We start from the raw sequence: 20,490 nt of genomic DNA on the forward strand, positions 1-20,490 counted from the left end.
TTATCACTATAGTTTTTTTTGTTTGGCTTCGAATTCAATGAAATTCCTATGCTAAGAAAGGTACTACTAGTATAGACGTATGATATTAATGAATAGTTGCCTTTCTCTATTGCAATCTGCATGAGGAAAGGGCAGAGAACCATTATTGCAAATATTAGAATCGATAGTTTGGTGATTTTCTTCAAGATTTCTGATCTAATAATAGATTTATCGACATATATTTTTCAACTATTGATTTTGGATTAGTGACCAATTTCAAACTTATTTTGTTTAGAGTTCATTCTTCTTGACAAAAGGCAAGAAATCATTTATATATGTATTTCTTATAAATCTATCTTATGATGTTTTACCTATAGAAAAGGTAACTATTTTATAAATAGATTCATTTTATGGTTGTTTTACCTTGGACTAACTAACAAAACTATGATGCTTTATAAATTCGGCGGTTATTGCTTTTCAAAATTCTTTATTTCAACTAAAAAAGAGGATATTCTATTTAAAGAAGAATTTGCAGATTCGTCCGTAAGTAAAGAGTTTTTACCTAATCGAGTCCAAAAAGTAGAGCTTTGCGCTAGAGCACCATATTTACTTAAAATCCAAAAAGATAATGGAAACCATAGTATAGAAAACCCAACATGTATAATGATGACAATAGCCGCTTTTTTCCAGATTTCTGGGATTAAAACTAATGGATTCATAGAAAAAAAGACAATCATTAATAACCAGAAATATAGATTAGAGAGAATAAAAATAAACTGATTGTGTTTTAGTCTTTTTAACTTAAGGTGTTCGATAATTTTTTGAAGCTTTACAATAGGTTTTGCATACTTAATTTTAGACATCAAATTCAGTTGTGCTACATTTTTATAAAATACCACCTTGGATAGTAGTATTAATAGTACAGCCGGAATAGAAATACCAATAGTTTTAAAGTTCATTACCAAAACCATCCAGGTGTAAATGATGACTAATAAATTGAAAATCATATACAAAACACTTTGTGTTTTCATTCGTTTTACATTAGAATCAATTTTTTTATACTTAGATTCTTTAAATAATTGAATCACTAAATTTTCGCCTTCAATTGACGTGTTATAATGATTACCCCATTCTTCTTGTATGTTATCTAAATTCATTTTAGTTGTTATTAAATTTTTCTTTTAATTGTTTTTTTATCCTTGATATTTTGGTAGCAACATTAGTAGTAGATATACCCAAGGTTGTACCTATTTCTTCATAGCTATATTTTTCTAAATAAAGAAGAATTAGTGCTTTGTTTAACTCGCTTAACTGAGCAATAAAATGGTAGAGTTGTTCTATGTTTTCTGTGCTATCAGAACTTTCTTTATGCACTGTAGAAACCAAATTTTCATTAAACGTGTCATATTTATTTCTTTGGTAATTGGATTTACGATAAAATGAAATTGCTACATTTAAGGCTATTCGATACATCCAGGTTGATACTTTATAGGTATCATCATATTTTGGCCATGCTTTCCATAATTGTATGATTATTTCCTGAATAAGATCTTCTCTGTCATTGGTATTTTTACAATATGAATTTGCAACTTTATAAAGAATGCCTTTATTGCTTCTTAAGATTTTAGTAAATGTTTCTTCATTCAAAAGCATATTAATTGTTGTTTACTCTATTATTCGTTTAGAATCATGAAAAATCACAGGTGATCTATTTTTTATGCTAATTAATATGGTTATTAGGTATTTATATACACTAAGATAAGTAAGGTATTGGCTATTTATCTAAGTTTTTAGAAAATACAATAAATAAAGAGGTTTGATCACATTTGTGATCAAACCTCTTTGCCCGAAGGGAAATTGATTAATATTATAGAGTCTTTATATGTACAATTCCTCTATGTATATTAGATCTTTCTCAAATTAAAAAAGCTGATTAATGAAATAATTATTGTGATTAATACTAACGGAAGTATAGAATTGGTCCAATTAATAGTATGTGCAATAGATGCATATTTTGGTTTAAACTCCTTCCAATTTTCATTTCTAACTGGATAATTTTCGAATATTTTGGGATAGAAATACAGCCTTAATTCTTCATGATACTTATCTAGATGATCTAAAAAGAGTAGATGATTATTTAGGTCAGATTGCGCAATTTGATTAAAGGTTAATTGAGCATGCATAGTAGGTATTACCAAAGATATTGCCTCACTTACTTTTTCTCGTAGTTTTATTTTTTTCTTCATTGTTTTACTGGATTCTAGAGATTCATCATCACCCATTTGTTGCATTCCATAATACCAGAGCCAGCTAAATTTATCTTTAGGAACAGGATATCTTTTATATTGTGGATAATGAGCAAAAAATTTGTCCATAGTAACCTCTTTTGCCATATCCCATTTTTTATGATATCCATCTCGCTGTTCTACCATAGTTTTTAATGTTTCTGGTACAGGATATGTATTAACGACAAAATTGTTTACCGAAGCAGGAAGTAATATGGTTAGTACGATCCATAAAGAAAGTAATGTTAATGCATTAAAATTCGAATTTTTTCGAAAAGAAATAATGATAAAACATAAAGAAGTCCAAAAAGCCAAATACAAAACACTCACAGTTATAAAAGCCAGAAGAGCTTCATTAATTGGCAGTTGTAAAATAAGAATAGCCAATAAAAAAAGTATAGCTAATACCATATATAGAAAAAATACTCTTATAGATAACTTTTTAAATAAAAAGCTGAGAGGAGAGGAGGTTTGAGTGGCTATTAATCGCCAGGTTTTTCCTTCTTTTTCTTCAGAATACAAATTGAATGTTAGCGTGATAAGCACCAACGGAAACAAGTAGATGATTACAAATCCAAGATCTAAATTACCTGATAGTAGCAGAGATGGATTCTCAAAATCGGTATCATATTTTTGCCCTTCAAGACCACGTATAGTTACTGCTAATATCGAAGGATTTACATCTCGTTGACCAATAGAAAGCCCTGTTAAACTATTTGATTTCTTAACTAGAGAAAAACGTAAATAATAAAGTAACAGACCCAAGTCATCATTATGATATTTTACATTTCGTTTGATACTCTCTTCTTGAAACGACTCGGCTTCAATAATTGCTTTTTCTTGCTTTATATTAAACTGTTTTCCAATAAAAACACTTATTATACCTACTCCCAGAAGAAGTACAAGAGAAATAGCTGCTATTTTGGTTCTAATAAAAGATTTAAATAATATGGAATACATAGTTATAAGACTTTTGTTTTTTTAGATATTTTTTTTATGATTATAACAGAAAGAATACTCCAAAGTAGTAAAGAGAAAATAGATAGCGCCTCGTTTTTTAGAATAGATAATACAGGTAAATGATCATATTTGAAATCAGGAAACGCTTCCCAATGACTCTTGTCTATAATACTAGGGGTATCTGTTTTTTTGTTTGGAATGAATTTCATTTGTAACGAATTCATTTCTTGTGCAAGTTGATAACGATAGCGTTCTGCCTGATGCTGAAAATTAATATAGGAAGCAAAATCAGTTCCCGAAAAAGCCATAGAAATATGTTTTATTGCTGTATATGGGTTGAGTAAAGCAGAGAACCTTTCGATGGCGTTTTGTCTTTTATATGTAGTCAATAAACCATTTAAATGCTGATTGTAAATTGAAGCACTGATTTTTTCACTTTGACTCATAATAAAACCTCCATAGTTAAAAGGTAATTGGTCTACAGATTCAACATTATTTGCCAGGAGTACAGAATCTTTAATAGCTTTGTAATGAATATCATCTGGATTGTGACTATCTCCTTCTTTTATCAAATCATTTTCTACAATAGATTCGAACTCTATTTTTGAGGGAGTAGGGTAAAGGTAATGCCCAAAAGCTTGAAGTGTTTTAGGAAGTATGATGATAAAGAAGAGCCAGATTCCTAAGAGTTTTATCAAAGAATCTTTAGCAGTTTTACTCATCGCAGAAATTAGAATCGTAATACTACTAATAATACCAAAAAACAGTACATAACTCAATATCAATATAAAATACCGTAGTAATTCAGAAGATGTTATCGGATTACCTTCGGCCAAAAACATAAACAAAAGGGTAATTATAAGTACAGGAATAAAGAAAAACATGGCAAGACTCATTAACCCAAGAGATTTACCGAAAAATATTTCTGACCAGGTTGCTCCTTGATTAATCATTATTTTTAGGGTATTATTTTCCCTTTCACTAGCTAAAGCTCCAAATCCTAAATAAAAAATAAGTAATGGAAAAATGATTTTTAACAACATAGCCAAACTTACTTCTCCAAAACGAAGCAAGCCTGTAGAAAGGCTTGCTTCTGAGAAATTTATTGTATTTTGTTTATGAGCTTCCAAAAAAACAGCATTACCTGTATAATTTTCCATTCCAAAATCAAACAAACTTAGTTTGTGTTTTAGACGAAAAGCAAAGGATCCATAGTGCGCCATACGATGTGGGTGCTTATCTGGATTACTCTCCCAGCTATGTCTGGCTTCTTCCTGATAAAAATTACGAATACGGTTTTGAGTATTGTAATTATCCCACCCACTATAAGCAGCAAATGCAATTAAAACAATCACCAAAATCATAGTAATATGCAATACTTTGGATCTAAAGGTGGTTTGCCATAATTGTTTGGCGAATAATATGATTACTGACCTTCTCATAGATTTAAAATTTATAAGTTGTTGTAAGCGTTATATTTCTAGGAGCTCCAGGAAACAAACGCGTATATGTTTGTGCGCCCAACCAATATGTTTCATCGAATAAATTACCCACATTTACAGCTACCTGTAGATTACTTTTTGTAGGAGTATAATACAGTGCTGCATCAAAAATGGTAAAGGCAGGTACTTCAAAATCACGTGTAAACCAGGGTACTTTACTTCCTTGATGTTGTACGCCAAACCCAATGCCCAAATCTCTTAATATAGACCCATTGTCGAAGTTATAACGAGTCCACAGGTTTGCACTATGCTTTGGTACGTTCTCTTTTCTGGCACCCTCCAAAGTAGCATCGGCATCGGTTACGATAATTGCATCGATATAACTGTAAGAAGCGTTTATTTGCCAATTGGGAAGTAAGTAACCTGCCATATCCCATTCAAATCCTCTACTTCGGTCGGCTCCACGTTGTACCAACAAATCAGGTTGCGAAGGGTCATTGGCACTCATTAGAATGTTTTCCTGGTTAATTTCGTAGAAAGCCATGTTCATCGTTATCTTTTTATTAAACAAATCAGCTTTCATTCCTATTTCTTTTAAATCAGAAATCAAAGGCTTGAATTGCGAAGCCGATTCATCGGCCCAAAAAAACTGACCTGTACTTGGCAGTAAGGTAACAGTGTTAGATTGAGGTTGGAAACCCTCTAGATACGTCCCATATACGTTAATATTATCATTTACAGAATAGGTTATACCTATTCTAGGAAGAAGCCTTTGGTTTGTGAAGGAAGATTCATTGGTTGCTTTATAATGAGTTATGTCCTCAAACCACTCATTTCTTAAACTCAATAATAGAGAGAACTTGTTCCATTTTAATTGCTCCTGAATATAGACGGCATTACTCATGGTTAATGCAGAAGGAACGGCGATACGTGAGTTAATGGTATAATCTTGAATATTTTGTATGGTGTATGAGGGATTTGCCAAATCGAAATGGTTGACATTGGGTTTGGGCAATGTACGCCCCCCAATAGTAATGGTTTGATAATCTGATGCATTTTCTAGCTCAAAAGACCTGGTGACACTACCATCATTTAATAAATAACCTCGTGCTGAGTTTTGACCACCTCCTTTAAGTTTTTTCCAGTAGTGCAAATCATACCCAACCAATAGTTTGTGATCTATTGATCCTGTTTTGAAATCAAAATTGAAATAACTGTTCACATTATCAATGCTCCAAAACTGCTTTCGTTGTACAAATCGCATAGCGACCAAACTGGGAATAGGCTCGTTTGCAATATCTACAGCAAATGTATTTGTAGTACGATGCTCCTGTAAATCTTCGGTCCAGGTTTGCTTCATATAAGAAGTGTTAAAAGTAATATTAGGACTAAATTTATGAGAAAGGTTCCCCATAATGATTACTTCCTTAGATTTGAAGAAATCGCTGGAAGCTCCTAAATTAAGACTTATCGGTGTGCTGTTAAGATTGGTTTGTCCGGCTACAGCACCAAAAATAGGTTGACCACGATCTAGGTTACCGTTCATGTTATTGAAAATGAATTCTGCATTGATGGCGGTCTTTTCATTGGGAATATAACTGAACGATGGTGATAATAATATTGATTTATTACTTATTAAATCACGGTAAGATTGTGCCGTTTGGTAGGCCCCATTGATACGATATAGTAATGTTTTTGACTCGTTAAGTGGCCCTGTGAAATCTAAGGACCCTCTCATAGTACTAAAACTACCTACACTTAAACTCACTTCTTTTCTATCTACAGATAAAGGTTTTTTGGTAACCATATTAATACTTCCACCGGGATCAACGCTGGCAAAAGTTGCGCTGGCAGGCCCTTTTATAACTTCTACTCTTTCTATGTTAGAAGTAAGCGGTTGTAAGAAATAAAACTGCCGAGTACGCATTCCGTTAATGATCTGCCCCTCTTCATTTTGGCTAATACCTCTTATGTTGTACTGATTATAAAAACTAGATGGACTAACACCACTAACGACTTTCACTGCATCTGCTAAGTGAAAGGCCTGCCTGTCGGCAATTAGCTCTTTGGTTACCGAAGCTATGGCCTGTGGTAGCTCTTTGTTTGCAATAGCCATTTTGGTCGCAGAAAAAGAATAGTCACTATTGTAATCTCGTTTTGTACGCCCTACTACTTCTACGGTTTGAAGTTGTAGTACATCTTCTTTTAGCGTTATTGTGCCAAGATCATACTCTTTATTTTCTAGAAAATCATAAGTCTTGTTGATCACATAAAAACCAACATAACTTATCTTAACTTCATAAGTTCCTGTTTTTTGCAAAACAAAGTTGAATTCTCCGTTTTCATTAGAAATAGTTCCTTCTTTTTTTTCTTCGATATCAAAAGAAATAGTAGCACCGGGAATAATGTTTTGTTTTTCGTCAATAATTTTGCCTTTAATATTGATTTGAGAAAAACTTTGCTGACAAATAATGGCAAATAAAATAATTAAAATCTCTTTTTTCATGGGGTAATTTTTAAATGGTTTCTAAATACAGTTCTTTTAGCTGGTTGGCATCAATACCACTTGTTTTAATCTGTTGAACAAGGGAACCTTCTTTCATTATTCCGATGGTAGTACCTACATGTACTGCGTTGAATATATCATGTGTGGCCATGAATATGGTTTTACCTTCTTTAGCGAGTTCTTTACAAGTTGTAGTAAATTCGGCCGATGCTTTAGGATCGAGACCAGATGTTGGTTCATCCATAAAAATCACATCAGCATTTTTGGCAACTGCAACCGCAATACCCACTTTTTGACGCATTCCTTTAGAGTAAGTAGACAGATGTTGTAGGTGTGCTTCTTCCTGTAACCCAGCTTTTGTCAAAAATTTCTGTAGTTTTTCTTGAGGGTATTTATACCCAGCCAAACGACTGAAAAAATCTAAATTCTCTATTCCGGATAAATTCCCATAAAGCTGAACTGTCTCTGGGATATAGGCTGTTTTTTTCTTTATAGAAGTAGTATGGGATTGAATTTCTTCATTATCAATTAAGATTTGCCCACTATCGGGTCTTATAAAGCCAAGAAATAGATTAATAGTTGTAGTTTTTCCTGCCCCATTTTGACCAAGAAGACAGAATATAGAACCTTGTTCTACTTGAAAAGAAACATTGTTTACTGCTTTTTTTCCGTTATAGGTTTTTGACAAGTTTTTTGCTCTAAGCATTGTGTTTAAAGTATTATTGTATCTCTAAAAAGAGATCGTATTAATAAATAGAGGTATAATCTTAAGTGGTAGTAACTAAACTGAGATTTTGAATAAGAGAATAATTATTCCTTACATCAAAATGTTTATAACCTTGCGGTTATATGCAATTACAGTCTAATTAGAATACTTAAAATTGAAAATCGTTAAGTTTTAGACCCTAAAAACATGAGCAACAGAAGAAAGCCAGAGCTTATGAAAACATAAACCGAATTATCTTTTAAGGCTATAAGAATTGGCATTTATAGGTAGCGTCATTTCGTTGATTTAAGAAAATTCGCAAGTATAAAACCTGATGAGTAATCGCTTAAAAGAAAGAATTTAATCGTTAAAAATGAAAATAGAGTAAAATAACTATGCTAAAAAAGGAGGAGGTCTCGAAAATAGATTTGTAATATGTACATCACTACTATAAATGAAGCTGTAGTGACTTATTACATTTTTTTGAGTATAGAGCTCAAAAGTGCTACTTACATAGTTTTGGCTAGTGTCATTAACAGCAGCCGGAGTAAAATTGGTTATAGAAACGAGATCACAAACTTCGCAATGTTCTATACCATCATCATTATGAGTAAGTACATGCAAGCCTGCCACTTTCAGAGAAAGGAAAATGACAATAAAAATATAGGTAATGTAATTTTTTAAATCCCCAATTTTCATAACAGACAAACCTACCAAATAATATACAGATAAAATGTTAAAAAAACCTAAATTGTTTGGATGGTTAGAAAGAATACAATACAGGTATAACGTGGCTTTAAAAATTGATAAGGTATACTATATAAAGTTTTAGATGGTTTCTAGGCAGGACTATTTATAACTTTAATTTAGTACTAATCATTTAAGTTGTTTAAGAGAAGCCCCTCTATTATAAAGGATTTATTCATTTGACCTATGAAGTTAAATAAAATCATAATCAAATATATTTAACTTGTATATACAATGTGAATTTATATATTTGTAGATATGAAGTACGAAATAGAACAATGCCTGGGAGCAAGAATAAATGGTCTTTCTCGAAGGATAGATAACATTTACCGTAAGCATTTAAAGAATAAAGGAGTTACACAAAGTCAGTTAAGCATAATGTTGGCATTGTATAAGATGGGAGAATCAGAGCAACATGTAATTGCTGGCATATTAAATTTTGAAACTTCATCATTAACTCGAATTTTAGTCAGGCTAATGAATCAAAAATATGTTATAAAAACAGGAGCAGTAAACCGCCCATCAATCGCTTTAACAAAATTAGGAATAAAAAAAGTGAAAGAAGTATTACCTAATTGGGAGAATGCCATGGATGAAGTACATGAAATGTTAGGAGAAAAATCTGTAAAAGCATTCTCGACTTTTGAAAAAGGATTTAAGTAGTCTTTTTTTATAATTATTAACTTGTATATACAATTTAAAAAAATGAAAATATTAATAACAGCTGCAAATGGCCATACGGGATTTACAACAGCAATAGAATTATTAAACTTAGGTGCCGAAGTTAGAGCATTTGTAAGAAATCCAAATAGTGAGAAAGCTCAAGAACTTAAAAAAACGGGAGCAGAAATCTTTGTTGGAGACATAGAAGATATAAGAGACGTTAGAAAAGCTTTGAGCGGAATTCGACGGGCATATTTTGTGCCTACTTATCCTAATGTATTATTTCAGGGAGCCACATTTGCAACGGTTTTAGAAGAATTAGAAATCGAACATGTAGTTCTTTTAACACAATGGACTTCATCAAATAGACATCCTTCAATCTATACAAAAGAACATTGGTTAGTAGATCAAATATTTGGCAGATTAAAACATACAAAATTAACAGTACTAAACCCTGGTTTGTTTGCTTTTGTGTATTTTATGACACCAGCTCCGCTTACTCAATTTGGAATGTTACCAGACTTTGGAGAAAATGCACCGCCCTCTAATGAAGATATAGGTCTGGTCGCAGCACACATTCTCAAAGAGCCCTCGGCACATATAAATAAAACCTACAGAGTTACAGGAAAAGAAGTATTGAGTACCCAACAAATGGCAAATATTATTGGTATGGTAGTAGGTAGAAAAGTAAAAGCTATAAAAATGTCTAATGCTATGATGTATAAAGTACTACGAGCTTACGGTTATCCGCAGCGAGATGCCTCGCAAGTGGTTGCACATTACGTCGAAGAGGCACATAAAGGAACTTTTGGTTTTAATGCTCCCAATAGCGTTGTCAAGAATATTACCGGTAAAGAAGCAGACGATTTTCTAACGATAGCACAAAAATATCTGTCGACGATGCCAGAAGCCAAGCAAACTTTTAAGAATAAGTTAAAAGCGATACGATTTATGATCAAAGTAGTATTTACAAAAACCTGGGATATGAAAAAATATGAGAAAGAGCAAGGTTTTCCTAATTTTAAAGATACTTCATTCTGTATGGATTCTGAAGAGTGGAAACTAACACATGAGTAAAATAACGAGTTAATCAAATATTTAAACAAAGGTGAATTTATTAAAGGAATTAAAGCACACGATAAAGTTTTTATTTAGAAGATAAAATAAGAGTTTTTTATTCTAGAAAAGACCGTTTTGGTGTAGTTTTTATTATGGAATGTGAATCATTAGAAGAAGCGAAAAAATTATAGAAAGCCTTCCGTTTGTAAAGAAAATGTATTTAGTTTTGATCTAATTCCTAGTTTCATTTTTCATTTTATAAGCTCAGATAAATTACCAAATATTTGAATACTGTTATTGGTTTTTTCTTTTAATCTATATTTTGATTGGTGTCCATTCGCGATCAGAATACAATTTACACCTAATTGATTTGCAACGTCGAAATCGTGGATTGTATCCCCTATTAAAACTGTTTTGTTTATATCAATTAAATTGTTTTCTAATAAACTAAGGCCTTTATCGATCTTACTTTCGGCTTTGTGATTGTCTAGACCTTCAATTTGTTCGAATATCTGTTCGATTACGTAATGCTTAAGCAAGCTGATAACGCTTTCTTTGTGAGCTGCAGTTAATATAAATTGTTTACTATTTTTGTTTTTAAGTTCGTTCAAAATATCCATTGCTCCATTTTGAAGTTTACATTTATGAACGTTGGTTAGGTAATCAGACATAAATTTAGAGGTAAGCACATCAAAAGATTCCTTTTCAAAATCAATCCCAATTTTTTTATAATAATCTGAAATTGGAAAACCAAATACTTCTCTATAAGAATCGATATCTAACTTTCTGCTATTATGATTTAAAAGTAATTTGTTGACAATTTCAACGCATAACCAACTATCATTTAGAAGAGTTCCGTTCCAATCCCAAATGATGTTTTCGTAATGATATAGGATACTATTCTTCATACTAAAAACAAACTTTTATTAGTTGCAGATTGATTATTAAATTATTTTATAGAATGCCAGGAGTATTGCTGCCTGCCTGATCGTAAAAAATAGGATTCCTATCACGTATGGTATATAGTTCTTACTATTTCTTTTATCTTTTGTAATCAAACCTAATAATAAAATACTTTTTAACACAAAACCAGCACTCATATTTTGCATAAACGAGAAATCTAACCAATGTATAAATATCCTTCCTATTGCAGGAAAAATAAATACTAATGTAAGTACTATCATATAGCGCATATGAAGTTGCACTTTTTGTTTATAATAAATAGCTAATGCATAAAATAGAATTACAGAAATAATATCTGATGTGGTAAGTATGGTTAAGGGTAAGTAGTTATATTGAATTTGTTTAAGAAATATAGGTATAAATGAAATAAGTATTAATATAAAAAGAACATAAGAAAACTTACCTAATAAACGATGGTAATAGTATTTTTTGGCTTTAATTAGCATGGGTTGAGCGATAAATAAAATAATCCATAGAGCAGACACTACGAAATGAAAATGAATTGTTATACCTGGATCTTTTTCAAAATTTGGAAATTGACTTAAATATGTTTTTAAAAAACCAATAATTGTAATTGGAACTAATACAAGTAATAGCATTCCTAAATTTTTATATCCTTTTTCCATTTATAAATTAAATTTGTTAGTTGTTATTCGATATACCTCTCGAATTTGTGAGGGCAATATTTACTTTTTTTAGATTATCAAAGTTTTTCACGATATCTCATTTAAAAATTAAACTTTGGTAACCATATATATTTGGTTGCGAATATGGTCCCAAGCATAGTGAAGATTGCGAAAAGAAAAATCAATAGCGAAATAGAATATTTGAGCAGTTTTTGTGTTTTACGGCAAGTAAAAAAATAGTATTCCAAAAAGACAAGGGGAACCAAATAATTTGCATAAGAAATAAATATTGAAAACGTCTTAACCAAGTTATTTGGGAAATCAAAAAAATAAAACCAACCATAACCCAATCTAATATACCAAACGCCACTAGCCACCATAAATAAACGTAATGCCCAGCGAGAATGGGTAATGATTTGATTTACACGAATATAATGATATGTTAAGATTGAAAAAATAATTATCAAAACACCTCCTAATGTAGTGCCAATATGTTCGATTAAACCAGCTTGTGGGTTACCACGTGCCCAAACCATATACAATCCAGCAAAACTTGTAATAACAACAGCAAATAAATAAATCCTTCCTGCCCAACGATGAAAAACAGGAAATTGATTACGTATTTTTGGAACTAATTGAAGTGGTCCGAACCCTAAAATAAGTACAGAAATAAAAATATGAGTGGCTACAGCATAATTCCCTACAGAGTCATTAACCACGTAGCCTGTAACGAGTTGGTTTCCACTCCATGCTACTAAACCTTTTTGAATAGCTGGAAAAATATAATAAAACAAAAGGTAAATTATAAATACCCATTGCCCTAATAATGTCGTTAAAAACCAAACTGAAATCGCTTTTTTAATCACACTTTTTCTTTAAAACACCTTGAAGACCAGTATTTCTAATCAAATAGGCAGTATGACTACAAAGCTAATATCTACCTATTTAAAAAATCTCAATTCTATTATAGAAGGTATACTGATTTATAAATCAAGAAATAAAAAATGATGTATTTAGAGAAAAAAGAAATTAATGAGATAAATAGGAAGGAAGACCAATAACTTATAGTAGTAATTTTTATAAACATCAGTTTACACTAATTCATTAATCAAGCAGCCTTATTTTCATTTAGCTTCTCCTTAATATAGTACGAAGGTGTTAATCCGGTATATTTCTTAAATGCATTATAAAAGGCCGAAGAAGAATTAAACCCAGATATATCGGCAATGTGTGCTATAGTATAATTACAAAATTCTTTATCTTTTTCAATCCTTGCTAATACATAGTTTACCCTTTGTTCATTGATAAAATCGGTAAACTTCTTTTGGTAATGACTATTGATTGTATTAGAAAGGTAAGTAGTATTGGTATTTAATATATCAGCCAGTTTAGAGAGGGTAAGTCCCTTGTCTAAAAATAACTCAGAATTCATTGTACCTTCAAGTAGTTGAACCAGTTCTATATTCACTTCTTGTTCTGGGATATTATTTTTGTTTGTTGATTCTTTAGATTTTACCTTAGAACGGATGAGTTCCTGATTTTTGATGAATAGTATTTCATTTTGTTCTTTTTCTCGTTTATAAAATTGCCAAATAGCAAATGAAATAAGCAACAGTAATGCAACCAGAAAAATTGCCAATAACAATTGATTTTTTTGCCGTTTATTCATTAGTGTCACACTTTCATTTTCCTGCTGTAGTAGTTTAATCTCCAGATCCTTTTTATTAGATTCGTATTTTTCAACAATTTCAGCTACTGTTTTCTTGTCCTGTAATTGATGAGTAGAATCTGAGTGCCTTAAAAACTTGTCAAAATAAAATTCACCATTTTTATTATCATTCAGTCTGTAATACGACATAGATAACCTTTTATAAATGGTATCCAGGACTTCCATCCTTGAGTTGGGTAATGCTTTAAGATAGCTTTCTATTGCATCATAATATTGATTATTTTGAAAATATGCTGTTCCTATGTCTCTGTAGATTAATTGCTCCTTGCCACCAAGATTCATTTTTCGAGCTTCAAAAAGAGCTTTTTCTGCATATTTTATTGCGTTTTTATAATCATTTTTTCGCGTGTATAAATAACTCAACTGTTGATAAATAGTTGGAATAAAAAAATCAGCTTCATTTTTTGAAGCCAAATCTATGGCATTCATAAAGATATCATATGCCTGATCACGTTTAGAACTCAATTCAGCCATATTCATTTGGGTACTAATATATGTACAGACATCCTTATAGACCTTATCACTATAGTTGTATTGCAATGCTTTTTGGTAATTTTCCATCGCCTGTGATTCTCTTTTTAATGTAAATTGAATCATTCCTAACCCGTTGTATACTCTTCCTAAACTAACACTATCCTCAATTTTTTTGAAATATGAGATTGATTTCAGAAAAGCTTGACTTGACTTAATGTAGTTTTTCTTATTAAATAGTGTGTAACCCAAATATTTAAGTGTATTACCTAACGTTTTATCGCCTAAAGAAATACTATCTAGAAGGTTGAGGTTTAGTAATCTTTCGGAAGCCGTATATTCACCTTGCACTAATTTTGCAGATGCCATAGCGACACGAGCCTTAACTACTAATCTATTATTGTTTATTGAATTGGAAATATGATAGGCTTTATTAGCAAAAAAATAGGCTGAATCTGCGTCTTTTGTCCAGTTTTTCTCAAAAAGATTTAACAAAGAATCGATCTTCTTTTCTTGTTGAGCGATACTGCTAAAGCTAATACAACATACAATTATATAAGTGATTAGAACATGTTTTTTCATAAAAAATTGGATGACTTTCTTAATGTACAAAATTGGAATTAAAAGCAGTACTTAAATTCTTATTCCTTTTTCTCTATTCAGTATTTACTACACTCAATACTCTAGGTAGCCACATTCCTTTAGCAGCTAAAAAAATACCAATCATCATATATAGGGTAACAGCAAACAAAAGTATAGATAACCTTTTTTCTGACTTATGATTTTTACCTTTCTTCACTTGTAAATAGAACTCTAAAATAGCTAATGGAATTAGGTAAGAAGCAAAAGACCAATAATCGAAAAAATTATCAACTTGAAAACCAAATAAGTCTTCTATAAAAAACCAGGTTCTATACCCAATGCGTAGAAACCAAACACCACTTGCCACAATAAATAAGCGTAATGCCCATTGGCGATGCGGTTTTATTTTTCTTTGTAAAGCAAAACGTAAGGTTTGTATAGCAAAAAAGACAATAAGAATTCCTTCAATGGTAATAGCAATATCTTGATAAATACTTCCGAAAGAGGGGCGTGGGCGAGACCAGGTTAAATATACTCCTCCTAAACTTAAAATAAAGATTAGCGGTAAATAAATACGACCGATCCATTTGTGAAATCTTCTATAATCCCTCTGGATTTTAGGAATCAATTGTAATGGACCAGCAACAATAACGAAAATCGGGATAATAAGATGTGATGCTAATATTACATTACCTGTAAAATCACCATCTATATACCCATTAGGCATATGTTTACCTCCCATAGATCCCATACCACTTGCCAAAATTTTATACCCATGATAAATAGCCACATAAGCCGCAAAAATCCATTGCCCAACGAGCATTACTATAAACCAAATGGTTGTGCTGTACTTTAAATTAGAGAAAAAAATCATTATATAACATTTAGGAATGTTGCATAAATAATGAATGATTTTAAATGCTACTACAGAATAGATCTATTAAATCTCCTGATTTATAAATTGAAAGAAATTACTATATAACTCTCTTGGTGATAGCGTTTACAGGGATCCGAGTCTGGCAAATTGTATTCAACGAATTATTTGATAGTGGTAAATTAATAGGAGTCTTTACCAAAGAAGTTTTAATGTCCATAAGGTTCACTTTACCCTGTGATACCCTTAATGTCTTTTGTATATCTATAACTACGAATCAATGTTTATTTTATTTCCACTATACATCTCTCAATCATAGTAATCTGCGTTTTCATCAGCTACAATAATAATTACATCAATTATGGAAAGTAAATTTCAATAACTACGAGAATGTTAAATTTTGTGTTTTTTTATAGCTTCTTTTCTCAAATCTACTGCCATTTCTCCGGTGTCAAGATGGTTCCACCCTGGTGGTTTGTATAGATATTTGATCTTATCTAGCCAGTTAGGAGCAGATCTCATATCATTATATAAATCAACCCACATTTTTAACTGCGTTGATACTAGATTTTGACTGTCAATATCTCTGTCCATAACACCATATACAGGTTTTTCTTGTGGGATTTCTTCTTGATAGGTCCTAAATAATCTATCCCAAAAAGAAAACATGTTAGAATAATTAGTATCCAGGTATAAGTGATTTCTAGAATGATGCACTCTATGTAAATGTGGAGTAATAAATATTTTATCCATCAGTGGAGTATGCTTGAAGTATTTATCATTAGCATGTGTAAATACTCCGTATATCCTTGCAATCATGTCAACGATATAAATTAATAAAGGATGAAAACCAAAAATTGGTAACCAGATAATAATGTGCGGAGAAGAAATAAAATCAAAAAAAGATCCTCTAATTGATACACTCATATTCATATCTTCGGGAGTATGATGAACTCCATGAATGCACCAAAAAAACCTTACATTATGTCCTAGATAATGTATAAACCACCAAGATAAATCGTAAACGACAAATGCTAAGATGAATACATACCAGGTATTAGGTAATTCCCAAATCCGAAGATTTTCATAAACCCAGAAGATGACTTTGAACTGAAGCACAAAAAAAATGGCAAAATAAGGAATCACTCCCAATAAGTAGTTTGCTACATTCATCGCACTTTCTTTTTTTCTTTTAGCTAGACCTTTAAAAAGTAAAAAAAGGAAGTCTATAATAATTATGATAAAAAGAACAGGCATATAGGACATCTCAAGTTTACCTACCAATGATGTTAAGTCCATAATGATTTTTTTGTATTAAAAATGGTGTGATAATCTCGTAGATAAAATTACTAATTTTGGATAGTATCGCGGTTAAATTTTACCTTTTGTTTTAGGGGGAAAACAGTATTCTTTTAATGTGTTTTCAATAGCATTGCTATGGCGAGATTAATCTTATTAATCCTGATTTTGGGTCTGTTAAAAAACTACACTTCTAAGTTCTAACAAATAAAAAATCCAATCACTATTGTGATTGGATTTTTTTGGTCGGGGTGGCAGGATTCGAACCTGCGACCTCCGCGTCCCAAACGCGGCGCGATAACCGGGCTACGCTACACCCCGAGGTGTATATTTCCCTTTTGAGGGTGCAAATATAGACAAATCATTTAAAATAAAACCAAATTATAGTATAAAGTAAAGAATTTTTTATTCCTTGTTTTAAAAATGAGAAAAAACCCTTCTTATGCCTTGGCACAAAAAGGGTTTTACATAGGTATGGGGTATTATGCGTGATAATATCGTTCTCTGTAAATTTTTCCATCTTTCCACTCAGTAACAACAGTCTGTTCAGAAAGCATAGTGCTTCCATCTTTTAGTTTTAATTCCATTACAGCGTCATAAAAAGAGTGATTTCCATTAATGGCATAATTGTTAACATCATACCTAATAAATTCTGAAAGCTGATTATCTATAAAATCCTGCTCAAACTTAAGATTAAACGCTTTTCCTTTTTTGGGAGCATCATTGGCTTCTTTTAGTTCTACATCATCATGTAAGTAAGTGTCCATAGCTTCAATAAAAGCTCCTTTCGACAATAATTCGTGAACGTGTTTAAGGTTTTTTTCAATTGTATTTTCCATGTTTGTTTTATTTTTTTAGAGTTAACTATTGTTTTGTATTTGATGATGTAAAGATGCGATGATACTTGCTTTCTAAAAATGTAGTTTTTCCCTTAACTCTTGTCAATTTTTCCCGGGAAGCACATTTATGATGTAATCGAATTAGAAATGGTGATTATGTATCAAATTACTTAGAAAAAACAGAGTATACATGTGTTGGTGTTAGGATGCTTTTTATAAGCATGATTTTTTTAGTTTTATAAAAAAAATAAGGGTTTTGTTTAATGATTAAACCAGAGCTAGGTCGTATCTTTATAGACCAAAAGAAGCTTCTGGGAAAACAGTCTTTTTTTTCATGTTTGTAACTCGTGTTACTGACTATTATTATGCTGAAAAGTATCTTTGTAAAACTGAAGATTTAAAAAAAACAGATCTTATGGAAAATCTTGATGCGGCAAGACTCCAAATGGCATTTACTCTAATATTTCATATTGTTTTTGCTTGTATTGGTATGGTTATGCCTTTTTTTATGGTGGTGTCTCACTATAAGTGGCTTAAAACAAGGGATCAGGTATATTTGACCTTAACCAAATCGTGGCAAAAAGGAGTAGCAATATTTTTTGTTACGGGTGCTGTTTCGGGCACAGCATTATCTTTTGAACTGGGATTACTTTGGCCCGAGTTTATGAAACATGCCGGCCCCATTATCGGGATGCCTTTTTCATTAGAAGGAGCAGCCTTTTTTGTAGAAGCCATAGCCTTAGGTTTTTATTTGTATGGATGGGGTAAACTACCAGAGAGATTTCATTGGATAACCGGAGTTATTATTGGTTTATCTGGAGTAGCATCAGGAATTTTGGTAGTTGCTGCTAATGGATGGATGAATGCTCCAACAGGATTTGAATATATAGATGGAAAATTCCTAAATATAGACCCGGTTCAGGCGATGTTAAACCCTGCCTGGTTTACACAAGCTTTGCATATGACATTGGCTGCTTTTACAGCTACTGGTTTTGCCGTTGCAGGGGTTCATGCATATCAGGTATATCGAAAAAGAAAAGTAGAATTACATAAAAAAGCATTTAAGATAGCAATAACATTTGGAGCAATAGCAGCAATATTACAGCCGATTAGTGGTGACATTTCGGCTAAAGATATTGCAGAACGGCAACCTGTAAAGCTTGCAGCGATGGAAGCACACTATAATACCGAAAAAGGCGCTCCTTTATATATCGGTGGAATAGTAGATGCAGAAAAACAAGAAGTGAACTATAAAATAGCAATTCCGGGAATGTTATCATTTCTCGCTTTTTCAGATTTTGATGCCGAAGTTAAAGGGTTAAATGATTTTCCCAAGGATGAATGGCCTAATGTACCTATGGTGCATTATGCATTTCAGATCATGGTAGGAATTGGCACCCTTTTACTTTTTGCAGGAATTCTATATTTTATATCATTAAAAAAGAAAAAATGGTTTGCTAATCATAAGTATTGGTTACTATTTGTGTTATTGGCCCCAATGGGATTTATTGCATTAGAAGCAGGATGGATCGTTACAGAAGTAGGAAGACAACCCTGGATAATTCATAATATTATGAAAACTAAAGATGCAGTAACTCCTATGCCAGGTATTGTGTTTAGCTTCTATACCTATATTGTTGTATATCTAACCTTATCGATTGCTGTAACCTGGTTGATGCTAAGACAAATAAAAGTTTTAAATAATTCAAATCACTAAATATGCTGTATGTTGTATTATTCTTTTTGATTTTTTCCCTGTATCTCTATGTAGTTTTGGGTGGCGCAGATTATGGAGCTGGGATAGTAGAGCTTTTTTCATCAGAAGAAAATCAGAAGATTACCAAAAAAACTATTTATCGTGTCATGGGACCCGTTTGGGAGGCTAACCATATTTGGATTATTATTTTGATTGTGATTCTATGGATAGCATTTCCTGTGTATTATAATATCATGGTAGTGAGTTTGCATATCCCACTTACCATAATATTATTAGGAGTTACCCTTAGAGGGGTAGCTTTTGTATTTAGGCATTATGATGCTATTATTGATAATTCTCAGAAGTTATATGATAATATGTTTAAAATCTCTAGTCTGATAACCCCCATATTTTTAGGAATGGTATTCGGGGCATTGATTAGTGGCGAAATACGTATAGTAGATGATATTAGTTCTTTAACATTTTATGAAGCATTTGTAAAGCCTTGGTTTAATGTATTTAGCATATTGGTCGGATTATTTTTTGCAGCACTTTGTGCATTTTTATCTTCAGTACTGCTAATAGGGGAGTCAAAAGAAGGAAATGAAAATATCTATATTAGAAAATCGGCTATTGCTACAATTGTTGTTTTTGTTGTAGGGCTGTTAACCTTTGGGTATGGATACATTGTCGAGAATGTATTTGTACAGGAATTTATGAAAAACCCTATTACAATAATTTCTGTTGTATTTTCTGCATTTCTGTTATTTCCGTTATGGAAAACTATCAAAAAAGGGAATACAGTATGGAGTAGGTTTTTTGCAGGATTGCAGGTGTTTTTAATTTTATCGGCAGTTTTAATTTCTCATTATCCAGATATAATAATTACCCAAACAGGAAGCGTTAGTTTAATAGAAAACATAGCTCCTGATAGTGTTATTAATGTCTTAGGGATATCTCTTATCATTGGTGGGGCAGTCATTTTACCAGGATTATTTCATTTGTTAAAATCATTTAAAATGATCAAAATTCTAGAAAGAGATTAATACGTATATCTCACCCGA

18 protein-coding genes and 1 tRNA gene are annotated in these 20,490 nt (G+C 31.7%); 4 read left to right on the top strand and 15 right to left on the bottom strand.

The features are described from left to right. Positions 1-446: 446 nt before the first annotated feature. The 7 genes from Z053_RS0117710 to Z053_RS0117740 form a co-directional block, all read right to left on the bottom strand. Positions 447-1,136, bottom strand: a complete 690-nt coding sequence (locus Z053_RS0117710; RefSeq protein WP_025666326.1) for a hypothetical protein — start codon at positions 1,134-1,136, stop codon at positions 447-449. Between the two features lies 1 nt (position 1,137). Beyond that, a complete protein-coding gene (locus tag Z053_RS0117715) occupies positions 1,138-1,632 on the bottom strand; it encodes an RNA polymerase sigma factor (protein WP_025666327.1) in 495 nt (164 codons plus the stop codon). Positions 1,633-1,883: 251 nt separating this feature from the next. After that, positions 1,884-3,224, bottom strand: a complete 1,341-nt coding sequence (locus Z053_RS0117720) for a DUF3526 domain-containing protein (RefSeq protein WP_025666328.1) — start codon at positions 3,222-3,224, stop codon at positions 1,884-1,886. A 2-nt stretch (positions 3,225-3,226) separates the two neighbouring features. After that, entirely contained in the window at positions 3,227-4,666 is a 1,440-nt protein-coding gene (locus tag Z053_RS0117725) for an ABC transporter permease (RefSeq protein ID WP_025666329.1), read from the bottom strand. Positions 4,667-4,670: 4 nt separating this feature from the next. Further along, a complete protein-coding gene (locus Z053_RS0117730; RefSeq protein ID WP_025666330.1) occupies positions 4,671-7,172 on the bottom strand; it encodes a TonB-dependent receptor in 2,502 nt (833 codons plus the stop codon). Between the two features lie 10 nt (positions 7,173-7,182). Beyond that, the gene (locus Z053_RS0117735; RefSeq protein WP_025666331.1) at positions 7,183-7,878 is read right to left on the bottom strand and encodes an ABC transporter ATP-binding protein; all 696 of its coding nucleotides are present in this window, start codon (positions 7,876-7,878) and stop codon (positions 7,183-7,185) included. Between the two features lie 393 nt (positions 7,879-8,271). Further along, positions 8,272-8,577 carry a hypothetical protein gene (locus Z053_RS0117740; RefSeq protein ID WP_025666332.1) on the bottom strand — a complete coding sequence of 102 codons (306 nt, stop codon included), beginning with the start codon at positions 8,575-8,577 and terminating at the stop codon, positions 8,272-8,274. A 306-nt stretch (positions 8,578-8,883) separates the two neighbouring features. On the opposite strand from Z053_RS0117740, the gene Z053_RS0117745 reads away from it, so the two are divergent. Then, positions 8,884-9,288, top strand: coding sequence for a MarR family winged helix-turn-helix transcriptional regulator (locus tag Z053_RS0117745; protein WP_025666333.1), 405 nt, complete (start codon positions 8,884-8,886; stop codon positions 9,286-9,288). Between the two features lie 42 nt (positions 9,289-9,330). Next, a complete protein-coding gene (locus Z053_RS0117750) occupies positions 9,331-10,365 on the top strand; it encodes an NmrA family NAD(P)-binding protein (RefSeq protein ID WP_051476089.1) in 1,035 nt (344 codons plus the stop codon). 233 nt (positions 10,366-10,598) lie between these two features. Here the strand turns inward: Z053_RS0117750 and Z053_RS0117755 are convergent, their stop codons facing one another. The 8 genes from Z053_RS0117755 to Z053_RS0117790 all read right to left on the bottom strand — a co-directional run bounded on the left by Z053_RS0117755 (position 10,599) and on the right by Z053_RS0117790 (position 17,730). Then, positions 10,599-11,255, bottom strand: a complete 657-nt coding sequence (locus tag Z053_RS0117755) for an HAD family hydrolase (RefSeq protein ID WP_025666335.1) — start codon at positions 11,253-11,255, stop codon at positions 10,599-10,601. Between the two features lie 36 nt (positions 11,256-11,291). Beyond that, positions 11,292-11,936, bottom strand: a complete 645-nt coding sequence (locus Z053_RS0117760; protein ID WP_025666336.1) for a hypothetical protein — start codon at positions 11,934-11,936, stop codon at positions 11,292-11,294. Between the two features lie 101 nt (positions 11,937-12,037). After that, complete coding sequence (locus Z053_RS0117765) at positions 12,038-12,802, bottom strand: DUF2306 domain-containing protein (protein ID WP_025666337.1); 765 nt, start codon at positions 12,800-12,802, stop codon at positions 12,038-12,040. 242 nt (positions 12,803-13,044) lie between these two features. Then, a complete protein-coding gene (locus Z053_RS0117770) occupies positions 13,045-14,718 on the bottom strand; it encodes an AraC family transcriptional regulator (protein ID WP_025666338.1) in 1,674 nt (557 codons plus the stop codon). Between the two features lie 73 nt (positions 14,719-14,791). After that, complete coding sequence (locus Z053_RS0117775) at positions 14,792-15,592, bottom strand: DUF2306 domain-containing protein (protein ID WP_025666339.1); 801 nt, start codon at positions 15,590-15,592, stop codon at positions 14,792-14,794. Positions 15,593-15,985: 393 nt separating this feature from the next. After that, the gene (locus Z053_RS0117780) at positions 15,986-16,891 is read right to left on the bottom strand and encodes a sterol desaturase family protein (RefSeq protein WP_025666340.1); all 906 of its coding nucleotides are present in this window, start codon (positions 16,889-16,891) and stop codon (positions 15,986-15,988) included. A gap of 243 nt (positions 16,892-17,134) precedes the next feature. Then, a tRNA-Pro gene (locus Z053_RS0117785) sits at positions 17,135-17,212 on the bottom strand. A 161-nt stretch (positions 17,213-17,373) separates the two neighbouring features. Continuing rightward, on the bottom strand, positions 17,374-17,730 hold the full coding sequence (locus Z053_RS0117790) for a hypothetical protein (RefSeq protein ID WP_025666341.1): 357 nt from the start codon (positions 17,728-17,730) through the stop codon (positions 17,374-17,376). Between the two features lie 415 nt (positions 17,731-18,145). Here Z053_RS0117790 and Z053_RS0117795 point away from each other — a divergent pair, with 415 nt between their 5' ends. Beyond that, a complete protein-coding gene (locus Z053_RS0117795; RefSeq protein ID WP_025666342.1) occupies positions 18,146-19,447 on the top strand; it encodes a cytochrome ubiquinol oxidase subunit I in 1,302 nt (433 codons plus the stop codon). Between the two features lie 2 nt (positions 19,448-19,449). After that, complete coding sequence (locus Z053_RS0117800; protein ID WP_025666343.1) at positions 19,450-20,472, top strand: cytochrome d ubiquinol oxidase subunit II; 1,023 nt, start codon at positions 19,450-19,452, stop codon at positions 20,470-20,472. Positions 20,473-20,490 lie beyond the last annotated feature (18 nt).

Origin of the sequence: Aquimarina megaterium XH134, from assembly GCF_000520975.1 — a bacterium.
Lineage (GTDB): Bacteria > Bacteroidota > Bacteroidia > Flavobacteriales > Flavobacteriaceae > Aquimarina > Aquimarina megaterium.

Excerpts from the sequence above, each read along its gene's own strand:
- Z053_RS0117750 (WP_051476089.1), top strand. The coding sequence starts at position 9,331 with ATGAAAATATTAATAACAGCTGCAAATGGCCATACGGGATTTACAACA.
- Z053_RS0117800 (WP_025666343.1), top strand. The coding sequence starts at position 19,450 with ATGCTGTATGTTGTATTATTCTTTTTGATTTTTTCCCTGTATCTCTAT.
- Z053_RS0117710 (WP_025666326.1), bottom strand. The coding sequence starts at position 1,136 with ATGAATTTAGATAACATACAAGAAGAATGGGGTAATCATTATAACACG.
- Z053_RS0117790 (WP_025666341.1), bottom strand. The coding sequence starts at position 17,730 with ATGGAAAATACAATTGAAAAAAACCTTAAACACGTTCACGAATTATTG.
- Z053_RS0117770 (WP_025666338.1), bottom strand. The coding sequence starts at position 14,718 with ATGAAAAAACATGTTCTAATCACTTATATAATTGTATGTTGTATTAGC.
- Z053_RS0117735 (WP_025666331.1), bottom strand. The coding sequence starts at position 7,878 with ATGCTTAGAGCAAAAAACTTGTCAAAAACCTATAACGGAAAAAAAGCA.
- Z053_RS0117740 (WP_025666332.1), bottom strand. The coding sequence starts at position 8,577 with ATGAAAATTGGGGATTTAAAAAATTACATTACCTATATTTTTATTGTC.
- Z053_RS0117745 (WP_025666333.1), top strand. The coding sequence starts at position 8,884 with ATGAAGTACGAAATAGAACAATGCCTGGGAGCAAGAATAAATGGTCTT.
- Z053_RS0117780 (WP_025666340.1), bottom strand. The coding sequence starts at position 16,891 with ATGGACTTAACATCATTGGTAGGTAAACTTGAGATGTCCTATATGCCT.
- Z053_RS0117715 (WP_025666327.1), bottom strand. The coding sequence starts at position 1,632 with ATGCTTTTGAATGAAGAAACATTTACTAAAATCTTAAGAAGCAATAAA.
- Z053_RS0117795 (WP_025666342.1), top strand. The coding sequence starts at position 18,146 with ATGGAAAATCTTGATGCGGCAAGACTCCAAATGGCATTTACTCTAATA.
- Z053_RS0117755 (WP_025666335.1), bottom strand. The coding sequence starts at position 11,255 with ATGAAGAATAGTATCCTATATCATTACGAAAACATCATTTGGGATTGG.
- Z053_RS0117775 (WP_025666339.1), bottom strand. The coding sequence starts at position 15,592 with ATGATTTTTTTCTCTAATTTAAAGTACAGCACAACCATTTGGTTTATA.
- Z053_RS0117730 (WP_025666330.1), bottom strand. The coding sequence starts at position 7,172 with ATGAAAAAAGAGATTTTAATTATTTTATTTGCCATTATTTGTCAGCAA.
- Z053_RS0117760 (WP_025666336.1), bottom strand. The coding sequence starts at position 11,936 with ATGGAAAAAGGATATAAAAATTTAGGAATGCTATTACTTGTATTAGTT.
- Z053_RS0117720 (WP_025666328.1), bottom strand. The coding sequence starts at position 3,224 with ATGTATTCCATATTATTTAAATCTTTTATTAGAACCAAAATAGCAGCT.
- Z053_RS0117725 (WP_025666329.1), bottom strand. The coding sequence starts at position 4,666 with ATGAGAAGGTCAGTAATCATATTATTCGCCAAACAATTATGGCAAACC.